General features: G+C 67.5%; 19 protein-coding genes and 1 tRNA gene. 14 read left to right on the top strand and 6 right to left on the bottom strand.

The genetic code is table 11. The features are described 5' to 3' along the window. Positions 1-2 precede the first annotated feature (2 nt). Positions 3-1,076 (bottom strand): ABC transporter ATP-binding protein, encoded by a 1,074-nt coding sequence (locus tag AC0J5J_RS10445; RefSeq protein WP_134424588.1) that lies wholly within the window; start codon positions 1,074-1,076, stop codon positions 3-5. A 137-nt stretch (positions 1,077-1,213) separates the two neighbouring features. Here AC0J5J_RS10445 and AC0J5J_RS10440 point away from each other — a divergent pair, with 137 nt between their 5' ends. Continuing rightward, positions 1,214-1,978, top strand: a complete 765-nt coding sequence (locus AC0J5J_RS10440; protein WP_474897884.1) for a FadR/GntR family transcriptional regulator — start codon at positions 1,214-1,216, stop codon at positions 1,976-1,978. Between the two features lie 82 nt (positions 1,979-2,060). Next, positions 2,061-2,762: a cache domain-containing protein gene (locus AC0J5J_RS10435; protein WP_474897883.1), complete on the top strand. Its 702-nt coding sequence runs from the start codon at positions 2,061-2,063 to the stop codon at positions 2,760-2,762. A 122-nt stretch (positions 2,763-2,884) separates the two neighbouring features. On the opposite strand, the gene AC0J5J_RS10430 is transcribed toward AC0J5J_RS10435, so the two are convergent. After that, positions 2,885-2,968, bottom strand: a tRNA-Leu gene (locus tag AC0J5J_RS10430). Between the two features lie 240 nt (positions 2,969-3,208). Here AC0J5J_RS10430 and AC0J5J_RS10425 point away from each other — a divergent pair. From AC0J5J_RS10425 to pknB, 7 genes are all read left to right on the top strand, one after another. Continuing rightward, a complete protein-coding gene (locus AC0J5J_RS10425; RefSeq protein ID WP_134424591.1) occupies positions 3,209-3,961 on the top strand; it encodes an FhaA domain-containing protein in 753 nt (250 codons plus the stop codon). After that, the gene (locus AC0J5J_RS10420) at positions 3,958-4,527 is read left to right on the top strand and encodes an FHA domain-containing protein FhaB/FipA (RefSeq protein ID WP_474897881.1); all 570 of its coding nucleotides are present in this window, start codon (positions 3,958-3,960) and stop codon (positions 4,525-4,527) included. The genes AC0J5J_RS10425 and AC0J5J_RS10420 overlap by 4 nt, the downstream gene beginning before the upstream one ends. A gap of 4 nt (positions 4,528-4,531) precedes the next feature. Further along, positions 4,532-5,761: a PP2C family protein-serine/threonine phosphatase gene (locus AC0J5J_RS10415; RefSeq protein ID WP_134424593.1), complete on the top strand. Its 1,230-nt coding sequence runs from the start codon at positions 4,532-4,534 to the stop codon at positions 5,759-5,761. Continuing rightward, entirely contained in the window at positions 5,745-7,142 is a 1,398-nt protein-coding gene (locus AC0J5J_RS10410) for an FtsW/RodA/SpoVE family cell cycle protein (protein ID WP_134424594.1), read from the top strand. Before AC0J5J_RS10415 ends, AC0J5J_RS10410 begins: the two co-directional genes overlap by 17 nt. After that, a complete protein-coding gene (locus tag AC0J5J_RS10405) occupies positions 7,142-8,593 on the top strand; it encodes a peptidoglycan D,D-transpeptidase FtsI family protein (protein ID WP_134424595.1) in 1,452 nt (483 codons plus the stop codon). Before AC0J5J_RS10410 ends, AC0J5J_RS10405 begins: the two co-directional genes overlap by 1 nt. Continuing rightward, a complete protein-coding gene (locus tag AC0J5J_RS10400; protein ID WP_134424596.1) occupies positions 8,590-10,299 on the top strand; it encodes a serine/threonine-protein kinase in 1,710 nt (569 codons plus the stop codon). Before AC0J5J_RS10405 ends, AC0J5J_RS10400 begins: the two co-directional genes overlap by 4 nt. A 129-nt stretch (positions 10,300-10,428) precedes the next feature. Then, positions 10,429-12,060: a Stk1 family PASTA domain-containing Ser/Thr kinase gene (gene pknB, locus AC0J5J_RS10395; protein ID WP_474897879.1), complete on the top strand. Its 1,632-nt coding sequence runs from the start codon at positions 10,429-10,431 to the stop codon at positions 12,058-12,060. A 19-nt stretch (positions 12,061-12,079) separates the two neighbouring features. Here the strand turns inward: pknB and AC0J5J_RS10390 are convergent, their stop codons facing one another. The 3 genes from AC0J5J_RS10390 to AC0J5J_RS10380 are packed head-to-tail and all read right to left on the bottom strand — an operon-like array spanning position 12,080 to position 13,704. Further along, positions 12,080-12,718, bottom strand: a complete 639-nt coding sequence (locus tag AC0J5J_RS10390) for an anthranilate synthase component II (RefSeq protein ID WP_134424598.1) — start codon at positions 12,716-12,718, stop codon at positions 12,080-12,082. Further along, complete coding sequence (locus AC0J5J_RS10385) at positions 12,715-12,876, bottom strand: DUF4175 domain-containing protein (RefSeq protein WP_166785507.1); 162 nt, start codon at positions 12,874-12,876, stop codon at positions 12,715-12,717. The genes AC0J5J_RS10390 and AC0J5J_RS10385 overlap by 4 nt, the downstream gene beginning before the upstream one ends. A 9-nt stretch (positions 12,877-12,885) precedes the next feature. After that, on the bottom strand, positions 12,886-13,704 hold the full coding sequence (locus tag AC0J5J_RS10380) for a class E sortase (protein WP_474897877.1): 819 nt from the start codon (positions 13,702-13,704) through the stop codon (positions 12,886-12,888). A gap of 83 nt (positions 13,705-13,787) precedes the next feature. On the opposite strand from AC0J5J_RS10380, the gene AC0J5J_RS10375 reads away from it, so the two are divergent. From AC0J5J_RS10375 to AC0J5J_RS10355, 5 genes are all read left to right on the top strand, one after another. Beyond that, a complete protein-coding gene (locus AC0J5J_RS10375; RefSeq protein ID WP_134424600.1) occupies positions 13,788-14,033 on the top strand; it encodes a cell division protein CrgA in 246 nt (81 codons plus the stop codon). Positions 14,034-14,250: 217 nt separating this feature from the next. Continuing rightward, positions 14,251-14,745 (top strand): Dps family protein, encoded by a 495-nt coding sequence (locus AC0J5J_RS10370; protein WP_134424601.1) that lies wholly within the window; start codon positions 14,251-14,253, stop codon positions 14,743-14,745. Next, a complete protein-coding gene (locus tag AC0J5J_RS10365; protein ID WP_474897875.1) occupies positions 14,742-15,806 on the top strand; it encodes an acyl-CoA dehydrogenase in 1,065 nt (354 codons plus the stop codon). The genes AC0J5J_RS10370 and AC0J5J_RS10365 overlap by 4 nt, the downstream gene beginning before the upstream one ends. Continuing rightward, positions 15,800-17,200: a PIG-L family deacetylase gene (locus AC0J5J_RS10360; protein WP_474897873.1), complete on the top strand. Its 1,401-nt coding sequence runs from the start codon at positions 15,800-15,802 to the stop codon at positions 17,198-17,200. The genes AC0J5J_RS10365 and AC0J5J_RS10360 overlap by 7 nt, the downstream gene beginning before the upstream one ends. After that, positions 17,197-17,916 carry a glycosyltransferase family 2 protein gene (locus tag AC0J5J_RS10355; RefSeq protein WP_134424604.1) on the top strand — a complete coding sequence of 240 codons (720 nt, stop codon included), beginning with the start codon at positions 17,197-17,199 and terminating at the stop codon, positions 17,914-17,916. The genes AC0J5J_RS10360 and AC0J5J_RS10355 overlap by 4 nt, the downstream gene beginning before the upstream one ends. On the opposite strand, the gene AC0J5J_RS10350 is transcribed toward AC0J5J_RS10355, so the two are convergent. After that, positions 17,913-18,743 carry a rhomboid family intramembrane serine protease gene (locus tag AC0J5J_RS10350; protein ID WP_474897871.1) on the bottom strand — a complete coding sequence of 277 codons (831 nt, stop codon included), beginning with the start codon at positions 18,741-18,743 and terminating at the stop codon, positions 17,913-17,915. The two genes, AC0J5J_RS10355 and AC0J5J_RS10350, sit on opposite strands and share 4 nt — an antisense overlap. Between the last annotated feature and the right edge of the window lie 2 nt (positions 18,744-18,745).

Genomic DNA, 18,745 nt, shown 5'->3' with positions numbered 1-18,745 from the left:
GCTCAGGGGACGATCGACACGTGGTCGGTCTTCCAGATGGCGCGCACGGCGTCTCCGCGGCCGAAGGCGGCCGCCGCTGTGGGGTGGTGGTCGTTGTGGCGTTCGGCGGTGAGGCGGAGGCCGGCGGCGGTCTCGATGATGTACCGCGTGGCCGGGCCGGTGTAGACGGTTTCGTAGACGGTGCCGAGCACGGAGGTCTCGTCTGCGGCGACGGCGGAAGCAGCATCGGCGAGTCGCACCCGCTCCGGGCGCACGCTGATGAGCTTGTCTATTCCGGTGATGACGCTGGCGTGGGCAGGGGCGATGAGGTTCGAGATCCCCAGGAATCCGGCCACGAACGCGGTCTGGGGAAACTCGTAGACCTCGTTGGGTGTTCCGACCTGTTCGATGCAGCCGTTGTTGAACACGGCGATGCGGTCGCTCAGGGTGAGGGCCTCCTCCTGGTCGTGGGTGACGAAGATGAAGGTGATGCCGACCTCGCGCTGGATCTGCTTGAGCTCAACCTGCATCTCTTCGCGAAGCTGCTTGTCGAGAGCGCCGAGCGGCTCGTCGAGCAGCAGAACGCTGGGCTGCAGGATGAGCGCACGGGCCAGCGCGATGCGCTGCCGTTGCCCCCCGGAGAGCTGGTGGGGCAGGCGGTCGGCGGTGTGGGCGAGGCGCACCTGCTGGAGGGCCCGCTCGACTCGTTCCGCCGTTTCGGACTTCCCCATCCTCCGCACCCGCAGACCGTAGCCGACGTTCTCGGCGATGGTCAGGTGGGGGAACAGCGCGTAGTCCTGGAAGACCGTGTTCACGTTGCGGTCGAACGGGGCCATCCGGGTGACGTCGACGCCGTCGAGTTCGATCGATCCGCTCGTGGCGTCCTCGAAGCCGGCGATCATGCGCAGCACCGTGGTCTTGCCTGACCCGGAGGGCCCGAGCATGGAGAAGAACTCCCCCGCGTGAACTTCCAGGTTGAGTTCTGCGACGGCGACGACATCCCCGAACACTTTGGTGACGGAGTGCAGGCTGACGCCCTTGGGCGTGGGCGAAGCGGCTGATGCTGCTTCCAGTAGTGCGCGGCCAGACTGTGGCATTGGTCGATGACTCCTTGGAACGACGGTGGTCTAAGAGGTTGGACTAAACCTATAGTTCCATAGGTTTTGTTGCAAGCAATTTAATCTCGTGGTTCATTCATCGCGGGAGCCCCGGCGGTGTGAGGGAGAATGAGGCCGTGCCCGCATCAACGACGACGCCCTCTCGACGGGGCGAGCCCTCGCGACTGCAGAGCGCCGTGTTCCAGCCCATCGGCGACGCGGGACGGGCGGCCCTGGTGGAGCGGCGCATCGCCGAGGCGATCACCGGTGGAGTCCTCGCTCCCGGCACGAAGCTGCCGGCGGAGTCCGAGTTGGCCAGGCTGTTCGGCGTCGCTCCGGCAACCGCTCGGGAGGCACTCCACTCCCTGCGCGAGCGTCGCCTGGTCGTCACCCGCCGCGGGCGCAGCGGCGGAAGTTTCGTCGCGGAAACGGCCAATGCCGCAGAATTCGCCACGCGGGCCCTGTGCGCCATGTCACGGGTCGCCCTCCGCGACCTCGCCGCGCACTACCTGGCCGTCACTGGCGCCTGCGTCGCCCTGGCCGCCCAGCGGGCCGACCCGAGCGAGATCCTGCGCATCCGCGGCCGGCTCGATCGCTACACCGGCAACGATCCACTGACGTGGCGACGGCTGGCCGACGACGCGCACCTCGAGATCTCAGCGCTCAGCCAATCGGCCAGGCTCACCCGTGAGCAGATGCGCCTGCAGGCGGAATTCTCGCCGTTCCTCGCGCTCGTCGACGCGTCCGAGGCCGATCGGGATCGCAGCCGTAACCAGCTCCTCGCCGTTCTCGACGCCGTCGCCGCCGCGGACTCGGCTGCCGCGACCGGCCGGGTGCGCGAATCCATCATGGATGCCGTGGACCGGCTGATCGACCACCGGGCGGAGTTGGCCCGGTCGTGACTGCGGGCGCTCTCCCCCGGTACTGTGTATCCCAGTCACCGAGGATCAGCGCCCTGGCGCGACTCGCAACAAGGAGGTTGCCATGACTACAGGAGTCACCACGGTCGCGTCCCGCGCGGTCGCAGCCGTCGATGGGTACTTCGCTGACGCCCTCGACGCCCTGGAGGCCTGGCGGCTCGACATCGCGGGCGACATCTCCGCGGCGCGGCGCTCCGGGCCGGTCACCACGTCGCGACTCGACGCATTGGTGGCGCCGTACGCGCGGCAAACCCTCGACACGCCCGGAATCTCCGTCTACGGTGCGGGCTTCATCGCCGCCTACGACTCCCTCGCCGACGCCCCCAGCCACCTCGCCTGGTGGCAGGGGCCGCAGCGGGCCCGGCTGACCCTCGCCAATCAGGCGATCAACAAGGGCAACATCGACTACAGCGAACTCGAGTGGTACCGGGTTCCCCTGCTCACCGGTGAGGCCCACATCGCGGGGCCCTATGTCGACTACCTGTGCAGTGACGAGTACACGATCACCGTGGCCGCACCGGTGCGGATCGATGATGTCTTCGTCGGCGTCACCGGACTCGACCTGCTCATCGACACCGTCGAGCGCGACCTCACGCCCCGCCTCGCGCTGCTGGGTGCCGACATCACCATCGTCAACACCGCCGGCCGCGTCGTGGTGTCGACGAACCACCGCCTGGCCACCGGGGAGTCCCTCCGCGGTGACGCATACCGGGACGCCGAGCGGGTGCCGTGTCTGCGCACGCCGCTCGAGATCATGCTGGTCTGACACGACCGCGTTCCGAACGCCACCAGCACCCGATTCACCGTGAGAACGACAAAAGGCCCCCGATTTCTCGGGGGCCTTTCTGTCCGATTGGGTTGTTGGCAATCAACCCATCTTGTTCACTGTGCGCGAGGGGGGACTTGAACCCCCACGTCCTTTCGAACACTGGCACCTGAAGCCAGCGCGTCTGCCAATTCCGCCACTCGCGCGAACTTAGGAAGATTAGCACTTTCCGAGGGCACTCCGCCATTCGAGGCAGACGGGCCCCGCGAAACACAGGGCTGCACGGCGTGGCGGGCATCCCCGACCGCACAGGAAAATGCCCCCGAAGTGGCGACACGGACTCGCTCCCGTAGGATGACAACCCTTGCCGGGTATTGCCCGGCGGGTGAGTTAACACTTGAGACAAGTAACATGCTCATAGCCGAAAGGATCGGATCGGGAGACCTGTGGGCATTCTGGATAGTTTTGAAAAGGGTCTCGAGCGTGCCGTCAACGGTGCGTTCGCCAAGACCTTCAAGTCGGGGCTGCAGCCGGTGGAAATCACCTCAGCGTTGCGTCGCGAACTCGACACGAAAGCGGCGGTTGTGTCCCGCGATCGCATTCTCGCGCCCAATCGCTTCACGGTTCGGATGAGCAACACCGACTTCCAGCGCATGTCCGCCCTCGGTCAGACCCTCCTCGACGAACTCACCTCACTCGTGCAAGAGCATGGCCGGGATCAGCGCTACCAGTTCGCCGGCGGCGTCTCCATCAGCCTCTCCGCCGACCGGGGCCTCAGTGAGGGAATGGTCCAGATCGACTCCAGCACCATCAAGGGCAGCGTCGCCTGGATCCCCGTGGTCGAAGTCAACGGCAAGCGTTACCCCCTGACCCAGTCGCACACCGTCATCGGCCGTGGCAGTGACGCCGACATCACCATCGACGACTCCGGCACCTCCCGCCGTCACGTCGAGATCCTCTGGGACGGCTCCCGAGCCCAGGTGCGCGACCTGGGCTCGACCAACGGCTCCCAGCTCAACGGTTCGCCGGTCAAGCAGGCGATCCTGGAACCCGATTCCGTCGTCACCATCGGTCGCACCCGCATCGTCTTCCGCGTCATCGCGCAGGCCTCGTCGTCGTCCGAGCCCGTCAGCGAGCGTCGGCGCGACGGCGGCCGCGAGCGGCATGACATGGACGGATTCTGGGGGCCCAACGCATGAGCGTCAGCGAACTCACCCTGCTGGTGCTGCGCCTCGGCTTCCTTCTGGTGCTGTGGCTGTTCATCTTCGGTATCGTCTACGCGCTTCGCAGCGACCTGTTCGGCCACCGCGCACGCAAGATGCAGCCGGATGCCGGTGCACCGGTCGGTGTGCCCGCCGCGTTCCAGAGCCCTGTCACCCTGCCCCCCGCGGCCGCGGCATCCGCGCCCACCGAGCAGTTCGCAGCCAGGCCCAGTCCGGCGTTCACGGACGTGGACGACAAGGCCACCAGCCAGAACGCGACCCGCCTCGTGATCACCTCCGGCCCGAAGGCGGGCACCGAGTTCCCCCTCACCGGCGACTCGATCACCATCGGCCGGTCCGGCGACTCCAGCCTCGTCATCCGTGACGACTACACGTCCACCCACCACGCACGCCTGATGCTCTGGCATGACAAATGGATGATCCAGGACCTCGATTCGACGAACGGCACCTTCCTCGACGGCAACCGCCTGGCGGTCCCCACGCCGGTCCCGCTGAACACCACGGTCAAGATCGGCGCAACCAGCTTCGAGCTCCGGCGGTAGCTGCATGGCGACAGTCAGTCACAGCGCGGCCGCGTCCCACGTTGGAAAGATTCGGTCCAACAACCAGGACTCCGGTTATTCCGGGCGCCATCTCTTCCTGGTGGCCGACGGGATGGGCGGCCACGCCGGCGGCGACGTCGCCTCGGCGATCGCCACCAAGCGCATCACGGAAGCCGACCGGGACTACCAGTCGCCGCAAGACGCCGAGTTCGCCCTGCAGGCCGCACTGATCGCCGCCAACTCGCAGCTGGCCGAGACGGTGTTCGAGCACCCCGAACTCACCGGCATGGGCACCACCGTCAGCGCCATCATCGTGTTGCAAGACGAGGTCGCCATCGCCCACATCGGCGACTCGCGCATCTACCTGCTCCGTGAGGGTGAGCTGTCGCAGATCACGATCGACCACACCTTCGTTCAGCGCCTCGTCGACAGCGGCCGCATCACCGAGGCGGAAGCCATGGTGCATCCGCGCCGCTCCGTGCTGATGCGGGTGCTCGGCGACGTCGAGTCGTCCCCGGAGATCGACACCTCGATCCTCGCCACGTTCGCCGGCGACCGCTGGCTGATCTGCTCCGACGGCCTCAGCGGCGTGGTCTCCAACACGGGCATCGCCGCGGCTCTGCTCAGCCCTCTCGACGCGCAGGGCGTCACCGACCGCCTGGTCAAGGAAAGCCTCGACGGCGGGGCGCCCGACAATGTCACCATCGTCGTCGTCGACATCGGCTCGCCCGTCGACCGGGTCGACTCCCCCGTCATGGTCGGGTCGGCATCCGCCCCTCTGGCCTTCGGCGAAGAGCCCACCCGCGGTCGGGCGCTGCGCATGTCCAGCCTGCGCCTGCACCCCGTGCGGGAGACACACTTCGAGCCCGACTCCCAGGACTATCTCTCCGAGCTGATCGAAGAGGACAACCGCCGTGCACGCCGGCGCAAGGTCACCTGGCTGGTCGGCATCACCCTGCTGGTCCTGACCATCGTCGGCGCCGGGTTCTTCGGTTACCAGTGGACCCAGAGCCGCTACTACGTGGGGGTGGAGGGCAGCACGGTCGCGATCTTCCAGGGCGTGCAGCAGGACCTCGGCCCGCTCTCCCTCTCCTCCGTCTACGAGGACACCGACCTGGAACTGTCCGAGTTGCGGGTCTACGACCGGCAGCAGGTCGAACAAACCATCAGCGCAACGTCCCTCGCGGACGCCATGCTCATCGTCGAACGGCTTCAAGATGCCAGCGTCCAGTAACCGGTCAACGACGACGGATGCGCCGGCGCGCCCGCCCCGCGTGCGTCGCCTGCATCTGCCACAGAAGCTGCGCAACCTCGAGTTGTTCCTGCTGCTCATCGCCTGCGGCATCAACGCCGCCAGCGTCGTGCTCGTGCAGCTCGGCGCGCTCGGCCGCATCGACACCACCCTCGTCCTGCTCGGCGCCGGCCTCTCGGTGATGGTGCTGGGCATGCACGTGGTGCTGCGCTTCGTGGCCCGCGAGGCCGACCCCTTCATCCTGCCCATCGCCACCCTGCTCAACGGCCTCGGGATCGCCATGATCTACCGCATCGACCTGGCCAACCAGGAGACGGGCCTGTCCAGCGCCTCCGTGCGCCAGACCATCTGGAGCGCCCTGGCGATCGGCTGCGCCATCGCGGTGCTGCTGATCATCCGCAATCACCGAGTGCTGTTCCGGTACACCTACATCGCCGGTTTCGTCGGTGTGGCCCTGCTGCTGCTCCCCCTCGTGCCCGGCCTCGGCCGCGAGGTCAGCGGAGCGCGCGTCTGGATCGGAATCGGCTCCTTCGCCACCTTCCAGCCGGGTGAGATCGCGAAGATCGCCCTGGCGGTCTTCTTCGCCGGCTACCTCGTGCGCAACCGCGACAGCCTCTCCATGGTGGGCAAGAAGTTCCTCTGGATGCGGTTCCCGCGCCTGCGCGACCTCGGCCCGATCCTCGTGGTCTGGGCGTTGTCCATGTCCGTCATCATCTTCCAGCGCGACCTCGGCACCGCCCTGCTCTACTTCGGACTGTTCCTGGTCATGCTCTACCTCGCCACTGGCCGGCTCAGCTGGGTTCTGCTCGGCATGTCCCTCTTCCTGGGCGGCGCCCTCGTCGCCAGCCAGACCCTGGACTACGTCAACGGCCGGTTCCAGAACTGGCTCGACGCCCTCAACCCGGATGTCTACACGGCCGACGGCGGCAGCTACCAGCTGGTGCAGGGCCTCTTCGGCCTCGCCAAGGGCGGCCTCGTCGGCACGGGCCTCGGCCAGGGGCGTCCGGAAATCACTCCGGTCCCGCAGAGTGACTACATCATCGCCAGCCTCGGCGAGGAACTCGGCCTGGCCGGCATCTTCGCGATCCTGGCCCTCTACCTGCTCCTCGTCGCGCGCGGCTTCCGCATCGGTTTCGCCGGCAACGACGATTTCGGCAAGCTGCTGGGCGTCGGTCTCTCCTTCGTCATCGCACTGCAGTGCTTCATCGTGATCGGCGGCGTCACCCGGGTGATTCCGCTCACCGGGCTGACGACCCCGTTCCTGGCCGCGGGCGGGTCCTCCCTCGTGGCGAACTGGATCATTGTGGCCCTGCTCCTGCGCCTGTCAGACACAGTGCGCAACCAACCCAGGCTGGTGGTCTGATGAATCGTGAACTCAAGCGAGTGAGCATGGTCGTGCTGCTCATGTTCGTCGCTCTCCTCGCCTCGACGACGATCGTGCAGGTGTTCCAGGCTGACAGCCTGTCCGCGGATGCCCGCAACACCCGCACGCTGTACGACAGCTATTCCATCGAGCGCGGTCCCATCCTCGTCGCGGGTGAGCCGATCGCCCAGTCGATGCCCGCCGACGACGAATACAAGTTCCAGCGCACCTACAGCAACGGCCCGCTCTACGCCCCGGTCACCGGGTTCATCCCCCTCAACGGAGCGCCGACCGGCCTCGAGCACGCCCTCAACAGCGAACTCAGCGGAACCTCGGACGCTCAGTTCTTCGACAAGATGAACGCCCTGATCACGGGCCAGAGCCCCAAGGGGGCATCCGTCGAGGCCACCATCGACCCCGTCGCGCAGCAGGCCGCCTGGGATGCCCTCGGCGACCTCACCGGGTCGGTCGTGGTCACCGAGCCGGCGACCGGCCGCGTCCTCGCCATGGTGTCCAAGCCCAGCTACGACCCGAACCTGCTCACCGTGCACGACGACCAGCAGGTCACCGACAGCTACCAGGCCCTGCTCAACGACGAGTCCGACCCGCTGATCGACCGGTCCATCAATGCTCTCAACCCCCCTGGCTCGGTGTTCAAACTGGTGGTGGTGACCGCCGCGCTCGAATCGGGCAAGTTCACCCCGGAGAGCACGTTCCCCAACCCGGCCACCTACCAGTTGCCGGGGTCGTCGTCGATCGTCATCAACTCCGGCGGCGGAACGTGCGGCGGCGGCGACACGGTCACCATCGCGACCGCCCTCAAGCAGTCCTGCAACATTCCGCTGGCGGAACTCGGGCTGCAACTGGGAGACGACGCCATCCGCGCAACGGCCGAGAAATTCGGCTTCAACAGCGACTACTCGATTCCCCTCGACGTGTCCCAGAGCGTGTACCCCACCGTTCTCGACGACGCGCAGACCGCCCTGTCGGCCTTCGGCCAGACGGATGTGCGGGCAACAGCGATGCAGATGGCGATGGTCTCGGCCGCGATCGCCAACGGCGGTGTGCTGATGGCCCCCAACCTGGTGGACAAGGTGACGGCCCCCGACCTGAGTCCGATTCAGGTCTTCGAGCCACAGACCAGGGAACGGGTGATGAGCGCTGAAACGGCCGCAACCTTAACCCAAATGATGGTCAATGGAGTCCAGGATGGCGCCGCCAGCAATGCAAGAATAGACGGGGTCGATGTGGCAGGAAAAACGGGGACGGCGGAGAACGCCGAAGACGAGCCCTACACACTGTGGTTCACCGGTTTCGCCCCTGCGGCGGATCCGAAATACGCGATCACCGTTCTCGTTGAAGACGGCGGGGGAATGGGCCAGACGGGGTACGGCAATCTGCTTGCCGCACCAATTGCAAAGCAGGTACTAGAGGCGGTGCTGAACAAATGAGACCTACATCAGGGCTCACCTTCGGGGGACGATACGAACTGCAGTCCCGGATCGCCATTGGCGGGATGGGCGAGGTTTGGAAGTCCGTCGACCTCGTAATCGGCCGCACGGTCGCCATCAAGATCCTCAAGGACGAGTACCTCGGTGACCCCGGGTTCCTCGAGCGCTTCCGCGCCGAGGCCCGGCACGCCGCCCTGGTCAACCACGAGGGCATCGCCAACGTGTTCGACTACGGCGAAGAAGACGGCAGCGCCTTCCTGGTGATGGAACTCGTCCCCGGCGAGGCACTGTCCACGATCCTCGAACGTGACCACGTGCTTCCCGCCGACAAGGTCCTCGACATCGTGTCGCAGACGGCTGCCGCACTGCACGCTGCCCACGCCGCGGGCCTCGTGCACCGTGACATCAAGCCGGGCAACCTCCTGATCACGCCCGAAGGCCGCGTCAAGATCACCGACTTCGGCATCGCCCGGATCGCCGACCAGGTGCCGCTGACGGCAACCGGCCAGGTCATGGGCACGGTGCAGTACCTCTCTCCCGAGCAGGCCAGCGGTCGCTCCGCCTCGCCGACCACGGATATCTATTCTCTGGGGATCGTCGCCTACGAGAGCCTCGCCGGCCGCCGCCCCTTCACGGGTGAGTCGCAGGTCGCGATCGCCATGGCCCAGATCAACGAGACCGCTCCCGACCTGCCCGAAACGGTGTCGGAGCCGGTGCGCAACCTGGTGATCTCCTGCCTGGCCAAGAACCCGGCCGACCGGCCGGCCTCGGCCGCGCACCTGTCCCGCGCCGCCGCAGCCCTTCGCCGCGGTGACATCGCGGCGGCTGCGGCATCCGTGCCCGCGATCATGAACGGTGTCACGCCGACCTCAGCGACCATGCTGATGCCCGGCGCAGCCGGTATGGCGGCCACCACGGTGCTGAACACCGGTGGGCCCGCGACGCGTTCGTCCACGATCGCGACGGAAACCGACGAGGAGAAGAAGAAGCGCAGCCCGTGGACCTGGCCTCTGATCGCCTTGATCGCGCTGCTCGCCCTCGTTCTCACCGGCACCCTGATCGCCCTGTTCACACAGGACGATCCGAGCACTCCGGTGGATAAGCCCACGGCATCCGCCACGCCGACGCCGACCAAGACGCCCACGGCGACACCGAAACCGACCCCGACACAGGCGCCGGCGGTCACCACCGTCGAGGTCAGCCTGGCTGATTTCCAGGGCCTGACCAGTGGGGAGGCCCGCGACAAGCTCTCCGGTCTCGGTCTGGTCGCGGATGTCCAGACCGGCAACGCCGCAGCAACCGAGGACCAGATCGCCGACACCGTCTATGAGGTGAACCCGACCGGCCCGGTCACGAAGGGCTCCACCATCACGGTCAAGGTCTACGGCGCCGCCGAGACCCCCGACGCCCCGACGGCGGCACCCACGGTTGCCCCGGCGACGGCCGTCGCCGGCACCCCGGTGACGGTCAGCTGGGCGGCCCAGTCCTGCCCCAGCGGCCAGACCCTGTCGGGCTATGAGGTCGTCGCCGACGGCGCGGCCGAGTCCCCCGGCGCGCTGGGCCCGGACGCCACCTCGACCACGATCACCACGGGTCCCGACGCCGGAACCTTCACGGTCAAGTTCCGCTATATCTGCGGCCAGGTCTCATCCGACTACTCAGCATCATCGACCGCGGTCACGGTCACGGCAGCGCCGGCAGGATAGCCGCCGCGTGAGGAGTTACCGCTAAAGTACGAAGATCTGTGTCTGCGACCTGGGAGTAATGCTGTGACTGATGAAGGCCGACTTCTCGCTGGCCGGTACCGTGTGGGGGCACACATCGGGCGCGGTGGGATGTCCGACGTGCACATCGGCACCGATTCCCGGCTCGGCCGCACGGTCGCGATCAAGCTGCTCAAGTCGTCCCTCGCCGCCGACCCGGCGTTCCGCACCCGCTTCCGCCAGGAGGCACAGGCAGCCGCTCGCATGGCTCACCCCACCATCGTGCGGGTCTTCGACGCGGGCGAGGAGACGATCGTCGAAAGCAGCGGGCACGAGTCGCAGATCCCGTTCATCGTGATGGAATACGTCGACGGCCGCCTGCTCAAGGACATCATCCGGGAGGGTCCGCTCCAGGCCGACGAGGCCGTGCGCATCATCGACGGCGTTCTGACCGCCCTCGAGTACTCACACCGGGCCGGTGTCGTGCACCGCGACATCAAACCGGGCAACATCATGATCACCAGGACCGGCCAGGTCAAGGTGATGGACTTCGGTATCGCCCGCGCCATCTCGGACTCCTCGACGACGGTGGCGCAGACCACGGCGATCCTCGGCACGGCCTCCTACTTCTCTCCCGAGCAGGCCAAGGGCGAGTCGGTGGATGCCCGCACCGACCTGTACTCCACCGGTGTCGTCCTGTTTGAAATGCTCGCCGGACGAGCGCCGTTCCGCGGCGAGTCCCCCGTGGCCGTGGCCTACCAGCATGTGAGCGAGACTCCGGTCAAGCCGAGCTCGATCAACCCGAAGGTGTCCCCCGCCCTCGACGCCGTCGTGCTGCACGCACTGGCCAAGGATCGTTTCGATCGTTATCAGAGCGCCGTCGATTTCCGTGCCGACGTCGATCTGGCCGCCGGCGGCCAGATCCCGGTCTTCCACAGCGCCGACGACTCCGGTGGCGGCCTATTCGCGGCTGCCCCGCTGTCCGCGTCCGCCTCCGAGCTCGCCCTCAAGCAGCTCTCCGAGGACGAGTCCATGGTGCGCACGCAGCGCCGGCCGCCCGTGATCTGGATCTGGGCGGGCATCCTGAGTGTCGTCGTCATCGTGCTGTCCGTGATGATCTGGGCCTTCAGCCTCACCCCGAGCAGTGATCTGCCCGACAACTCCCGCCGGGTGCCGTCTCTCACCGGGCTCAGCTACGACCAGGCGCAGACCTCCCTGCTGGATCAGGACCTCGCCGCCATCCGTGCCGAGGAGCCCAGCGCCACCGTGGCCAAGGACCAGGTCATCCGCACCGACCCGCCCGCCGGAACGATCGCCCAACCGACCGACCTGATCCGGGTGTACATCTCGACGGGGGCTCAGCCGGTCGATGTTCCGGATGTCACGAACCAGCCACTGGCAGACGCTCAGACCACGATCACGGACCTGGGCCTCACCCCCGGGTCGGTGACCCGGGAGAATTCCCCGGACGTCGCGGCTGGACTGGTGCTCCGCACCGACCCGGCTGCCGCTTCGATGGAGAAGACCGGCGTGACGGTCAACTTCATCGTTTCGAGTGGGCTCGTCGCCCTCCCCGATCTGGAGGGTCAGGCTCTGAGCGCCGCGACCGATCTGCTCAACAGCGCCGACCTGCAGCTGATCAGCATTCCCACCCCCGACGACACATGCCCGCTGGAGGCCGGCTCCCCGGTGACCAAACAGTCCCTTGCCCCGGGTGATGTGCCCCAGAAGTCCGAGGTCACGCTGTTCTACTGCGCCGGCTGATCACGCTCCCGGCCGACGGTCAGCTGAGCTTCAGCATGGGCGTGAGACCCTTCGCCGTCTCCCGCGCCTCGGGTAGGCCGGCCAGGGCGAGCCAGTTGGCGACCATTGTGTAGCCGCCCTCGGTCAGGACGGACTCGGGATGGAACTGGACTCCCAGGATCGGTGCGCTCACATGCCGCAGGCCCATGATCACGCCGCCCTGGGTGCGCGAGGTGACGATCAGCTCACTCGGCACCGTCCCGTCGACCACGGCGAGGGAGTGGTAGCGCGTGGCCGTGAAGGGCTGCGGCACACCGTCGTAGAAGTCGCTGCCGTCGTGCGTGATCTGACTGGTCTTGCCGTGCATGAGTTCTTCGGCGTTGGTGACCGTGGCCCCGAAGGCCTCCGCGATCGCCTGATGACCCAGGCAGACGCCGAACAGGGGCAGTCCTGAATCGACGGCGGCTCGCACGATGGCGATGGAGACCCCGGCGTCAGACGGTTTGCCGGGCCCGGGCGAGAGGAGAACGCCGTCGAACTCCGCAATCCGGGCCGCGGCGTCCGCGGGCTCGAAGGCGTCGTTGCGCAGCACGACGGTTTCGGCCCCGAGTTCCATCAGGTACCCGTTGAGCGTGTAGACGAAACTGTCGTAGTTATCGATGACGAGGATGCGGGTCATGGGCGTCCCACCGTGACTTCCTGGTTGTTGACAATGGAATCCACCCATGGGAAGACCCAGGTGGACAGGGTGAACAGAACGATGGCCAGCAGAACGAACACGAGCACGATCCGAAGCCACAACGGTCCGGGTAGAAGCCGCCAGAGCGCAGCGTACATAGTGGCCTCCTAGCCCTGGGCCTGGGCGTCGATAACGGCCGCGACCTCGGCCGGCGGGCCGGCGGATGTCGGCTGCCAGGACTCGAGAACACCGTACGCGATGATGCGCTCGGCCGTGGACAGCAGTGGGTTGCAGCTCGTGAGGGTGATGAACCGGTCCACCGGAGCGGCCACCGCGTTGTGCGGCACCGGTGCGATGACATCCACCGCGGTCGGAGCCACATATTCGAGATCGCGGAACCGGTAGGTGTAATAGCCGTCCGCGGTCTGCACGTAGATCGCGTCTCCCAGCCGGAGCTCATTGATCCGGTGCATCCCGCCGCCGTTGGCGCTGCGGTGCGCCGCCAGGGCGAAATTGCCGACCTCACCCGGCATCTGGGTGCCCGGGTAGTGGCCGATCCCCGAACGGGAGCTGTTGAGCACGTCGTTGCCGATCCCCTCGGCGATGGACCGGTTGTAATCCGCCCCGAAACGCGGCACGTAGAGCACGGCGAAGGATTCGGACTCCCCCGCTGTCTCAGCGACGACCGGTTCGCCGAAATCCACCGCTTCGGCAGCATCCACTTCCGGGGCGGCGGCAGGATCCCGGTTGGAGACGTCGGCGTCGATCCAGGTTTGACTGATTTCGGCGGCGGCAGTGGATTGCTGGCCCGCCATGACCATGTCATTCCACCAGAGTTGCCAGCCGAGGAAGACGAGAACGAGCACCCCGGCGGTGATGAGCAACTCACCGAGCACGCCCACGACGCTGACCCGCGCCCGGCGGCCGCGGTGGCGCAGGGCTCGGCGGGTCGGCTCAGCGGGAGGCATTTCTTCTCGCTCGGACATGGTCTCGATTCTAATCGTGGAGGTGCGCGCCACCCGGCGGATGCCTGCGTCGGGTTTCAGCCAAAGGCGCTAGAATCGCAGGCATGTCACGTGCGAATCCCCGAACGAAGCCCGCCCGCACCGAGGTCGTCCGCTCCGGTGAGGCCGGTCCGAACCCCGTGTGGTTCAAACCGGTGATGTTCGGCTTCATGCTCATCGGCCTGGCCTGGATCATCGTGTTCTATGTGAGCCAGGGCACCCTGCCGGTGGCCAGCTTCGGGTCGTGGAACATCATGGTCGGCTTCGGGATCGCCTTCGTCGGCTTCCTGATGACCACGCGTTGGCGCTAGCGCTCCCCCTGAATTCGCCCCTCTCACACCGAGAATGACAACGGTGTAATTATCCCCATGTGGATAACCTGTGGATAACTTCCTGGCCGCGGCAACGCCCCTCGGGTGCCCGGTGTTCGCGCGCATCCGTGGCTAAGCTGCTGTGTAAACCAAACGGGGGGCACCGGTCGAAAAGCGGCCGAACTGTGTTTCCGTCGTGTGAGAGAGGCGCAACGCTATGAAGGCATCAGCACAACTGGGCTCCAACCTGCAGTCCGTTCTCGTCGACCTGATTGAGTTGCACGTTCAGGGCAAGCAGGCGCACTGGAGCGTCGTGGGCAAGAACTTCCGGGATCTGCACCTGCAGCTCGACGAGATCATCGACGATGCCCGGCTGTTCTCCGACCAGCTCGCCGAGCGGATGCGCGCCCTCGACGCCCTGCCGGACGGCCGGAGCGAAACCGTCACCGCAACCACCCACCTGCCCAAGTTCCCGGCCGGTGAGGTGGACACCACGGAGACCGTCGGCCTCGTCACCGACCGTCTCGATGCGACCGTCGACAACATCCGGGCCGTGCACGACGCGGTCGACGAGGAGGACCCGACGAGCGCCGACATCCTGCACGCCTTCATCGAGAAGCTGGAGCAGTATTCCTGGATGGTCAGCGCCGAGAACCGCACCCCGCGAAAGCCCACGTCCAAGTCCTCGACCAAGCCGGCCGGCAAGGCTTGAGCCGGGAGCCGGTCTGGCTGACGGCACCGGGTAAGAGAACAGCGGAATCCGGCCTGCGGGGCACCGCCGCGGCGGCCTTCGCCGTGAACGGAGACGCTGCGCGAGCCCTGGAGCTGTCCCGCACCCTCGGCGCCTCCGTTCCCCGCCCGGGGTCAGGGCAGACGCTCCGGCTCTTCGAAACCCTGGCCACTCTGGCCGCCATGGACCTCACGGCGGCCAGAGTGGCCGAGGCTCACCTTGATGCGCTCTCCATCCTCGATCAGGCCGCCCTGGATCCGGCCGTGCTGGTCGCGGACGGAGGCACGGAACCGACCTGGGGCGTCTTCGCCGCCGAAGGCGCGGGGGCTCGCCTCGTCGCGCGACCGACCGGCGCCCAACAGTGGCGACTCGACGGAACGAAACCCTGGTGCTCGCTCGCCGGCTCACTCAGCCATGCCCTGATCACCGCGCACACCTCCCCCACCACCCGGCGCCTGTTCGTGGTTGCCCTCGCCGACCCCGGAATCACCGCCCGCACCGATATGTGGGTGGGCCGAGGGCTCCCCGGCGTGCCGAGCGGGCCGGTGGAATTCCGGGACATTGCCGCGCGGCCGGTCGGAGCCGACGGCTGGTACCTCCGCCGGCCGGGCTTCGCCTGGGGAGGGATCGGCGTCGCGGCCTGCTGGTGGGGTGGAGCCGTCGGCCTGGCCCGACGCGTCTGGGAGTCCGTGCTCGAGCGGGAACCCGATCAGATCGCGCTCGCCCACCTGGGCGCCCTCGACCTCGCCCTGACTGCCGCGGGGACCTCCCTGGCCGCCGCCGCGGCGGCGATCGACGCCGGAGAGGCCGGCGGCGAGCAGGGCGCACTCCTCGCGGCGCGGGTGCGCGGCCAGGTCGCACACACTGTCGACGCGGTGATCACCCGCGCGGGCCATGCACTCGGCCCCGCCCCGCTCGCCTTCGACGCCCGGCATGCCGCCCGCGTCGCCGACCTGCAGCTCTATGTTCGCCAGCACCACGCCGAACGTGACGATGCGGCCCTCGGGCGACGCCTGCGGGAGTCGGGGGTGTCCCCATGGTGACGTTCCAGCACACGGAGGTCGGCACGTCCGAGAACGTCTGGGCGGAGGCGCACCGCTCGCCACAACGCCCACCGGAGGAACTGCACGTCGATGAACTGCGCCAACTCGTCGTGGTCGCGGCGCACCCCGACGATGAGACCCTCGGCGCCGGCGGGCTGATCGCCCGGGCCGCCCAGGCCGGCCTTCCGGTGACCGTGGTGGTGCTCACCAACGGCGAGGCGTCCCACCCCGGCTCCAGCACGCACGACCCCGCTCGTCTCGTGGCACTGCGCCGACTCGAGGTGACCGCCGCCGTCGCCGCCCTGGCGCCCACGGCGCTGGTTCGCCTCGTCGGACTTCCCGACGGATCCCTCGCCGGGCATCTGCAGGACGCGGCGCGCGCGATCTCCGACGCCATCGGAGACGACGGCCCGGGAACCTGGCTGGTGACTCCCTGGCGTCTCGACGGCCACCCGGACCACGCGGCGGCGGCCGAGGCAGGCCGCCAGGCGGCTGGAGACCGAAGTATCCGGCTCCTCGAATACCCGATCTGGGCCTGGCACTGGTCTACCCCGGTCGACCCGCTCTGGTCGCACGTCTCGGTGCGGACTCTGGACCTTGCACCCGAAGACAGCAGGCGCAAGTCCCGGGCGATGACCCTGCATCGCAGCCAGGTGCAACCGCTCTCCGACCTACCTGGCGACGAACCGATCATCCAGGCGAGTTTCAGTGCGCACTTCGAGCGCGGCTACGAGACATTCATCCAGAGCGAGAGTGAACCGGAGACCCGGCCGGAGGCCGAGGCCAGGCCGAGCCTGTCCGGAGCCTTCTTTGAGGACTTCTACGCCGGAAAGCGCGATCCGTGGGGCTTCGAGACCCGCTGGTATGAGGAGCGAAAACGCTTCGTCACTCTGGCGGCGCTGCCCCGCCCACGATTCCAGGCGGCGCTGGAACTGGGCTGCTCGATCGGCGTGCTCACGGCCGGTCTGGCCGACAGGTGCGACAGCGTCGTCGCAGTGGACATTGCTGAGCAGCCGCTCCGGGTGGCTCGCGCCCGGCTGGCCGACCGCCCAGGCGTCACCTTCGCACGGCGAACCCTGCCTGCCGACTGGCCGGACGGCTCGTTCGACCTGATCGTGCTCTCCGAGGTCGGCTACTATTTTTCCGCGGAAGAACTGACCGAGCTGCTCGCGCGCTGCCGCGACAGCCTCTCGGACGGTGGGGCGATCGTGGCCTGCCACTGGAGGCATCCGGTGCCGGAGTATCCACTGACCGGGGACCAGGTGCACGCCGAACTCGGCCGGCTGGCCGGGATCGAGCGCACGGTGCAGCATCGGGAGCGCGATTTCCTGCTCGAGGTGTTCGAAGCGGCGCCGGCGCGCTCCGTCGCCCAACGTGAAGGCCTGGTGCCGTGAGCCGGCAGGATTCGATCGACCGGGTCGTCGTCGTCGTACCGGCCCGCAACGAGGAAGAGCTCCTGCCGCGCTGCCTTTCGGCGCTTGACGAGGCCATCGCGGAGGTCGGCGACGTGGCCGGCCAGGCACCTCCCGTCATCGACGTCGTGGTCGTGCTCGATCGGTGCAGCGATGGCACGGCCGCCATCGCCGCGGCCTGGCCGAAGATCGAGAGCATCAGCACGAACAGTGGGGCCGTCGGGGCCGCCCGCCGCACCGGTGTCCGGCATCTGTTGCCTACGTCGGACCATTTCACCTCGGCAACCTGGATCGCGTCGACGGACGCCGACTCCGCCGTGCCGCCGAACTGGCTGTCCGCGCAGCTCGCCTTCGCCCGCAACTCGGTCGATCTCGTGCTGGGAACCGTGATTCCCGATGAGGGGTTGGCCGACGGCGTCCGGGAACGGTGGGACGCCCAGCACCGCCTGGTCGAGGGGCACGGCCATGTTCATGGCGCGAACCTCGGCGTGCGCGCCGACCGGTACCTTCAGGCCGGGGAATTCGCCCGCGTCGACGGGCACGAAGACGTTCGGCTGGTCTCCGACCTGCGCAGCCTCCGGGTGAGCGAGATCCGCACCGAGCTGATTCCGGTGCTCACCTCCGGACGGCTCACCGGACGCGCCCCGGCGGGCTTCGCCGGCTATCTGCGTGACCAGGCCGCCGAAGCGCTCCCCTAGACCAGGAACATCGACAGGCTGAGCAGGCCCAGCACCGCCCCGAAAGCAGTGATCAGCACCGTCTGCAACCTCTGCTGCTTGATGCGGCGGGTCTGAACGAAGATCAACCCGATCACGGCTCCGGCCACCAGACCACCGACGTGCGCCTGCCAGGCCACGTTCAGCCCCGGCAGGAAGCCGATCACGAGGTTGATCCCGACCAGGATCAACAGCTGGGTCGCGTTGCCGCCCAGGCGTCTCTGGATGACCAGGAACGCACCCATCAGACCGAAAATGGCCCCGGATGCGCCGACCACCGGAATGCGCGGATCGGACAGGAACAGGACACCCAGTGATCCGGCAAGACCACTCAGCAGGTAGAGGGCGAGGAACCGCCCCCGGCCGAGCATTCCCTCGAGGATCTGCCCGAAGATCCACAGTGTGTACATGTTCAGCAGCACGTGGAAGATGGAGCCGTGCACCAGGACGCTGGTCAGCATCCGCCACGGCTCGAAATTCCCGGGATACGAGTAGACGCCCGCGTACCAGAGGATCCTGGTGAGATCGTCACCCAGAACGAACTGCAGCAGATACACCGCCATCGTGATGCCGACGATCGTGGTCGTCACCGGGTGCGAGGACCGGGTGAGCCGGGTCAGCACGGCCGGCTTGGTGCGCGGGGCGTGCTTGCGCTGCTCCGCCATGCACTCGGGGCAGATCACGCCGACGGCGGCCTGCGTCTGGCAGTCGGGGCAGATCGTGCGGCCGCAACGCTGGCAGAGGATGAAGCTCTGCCTGCCCGGATGCCGGTAGCAGAAGTTCGCGGCGGTTCCGGGCAGGTCTGTCATCG

This window comes from Cryobacterium sp. TS_SC_7 (genome assembly GCF_056156285.1).
This window is presented reverse-complemented; position numbering and strand designations above follow the sequence as displayed.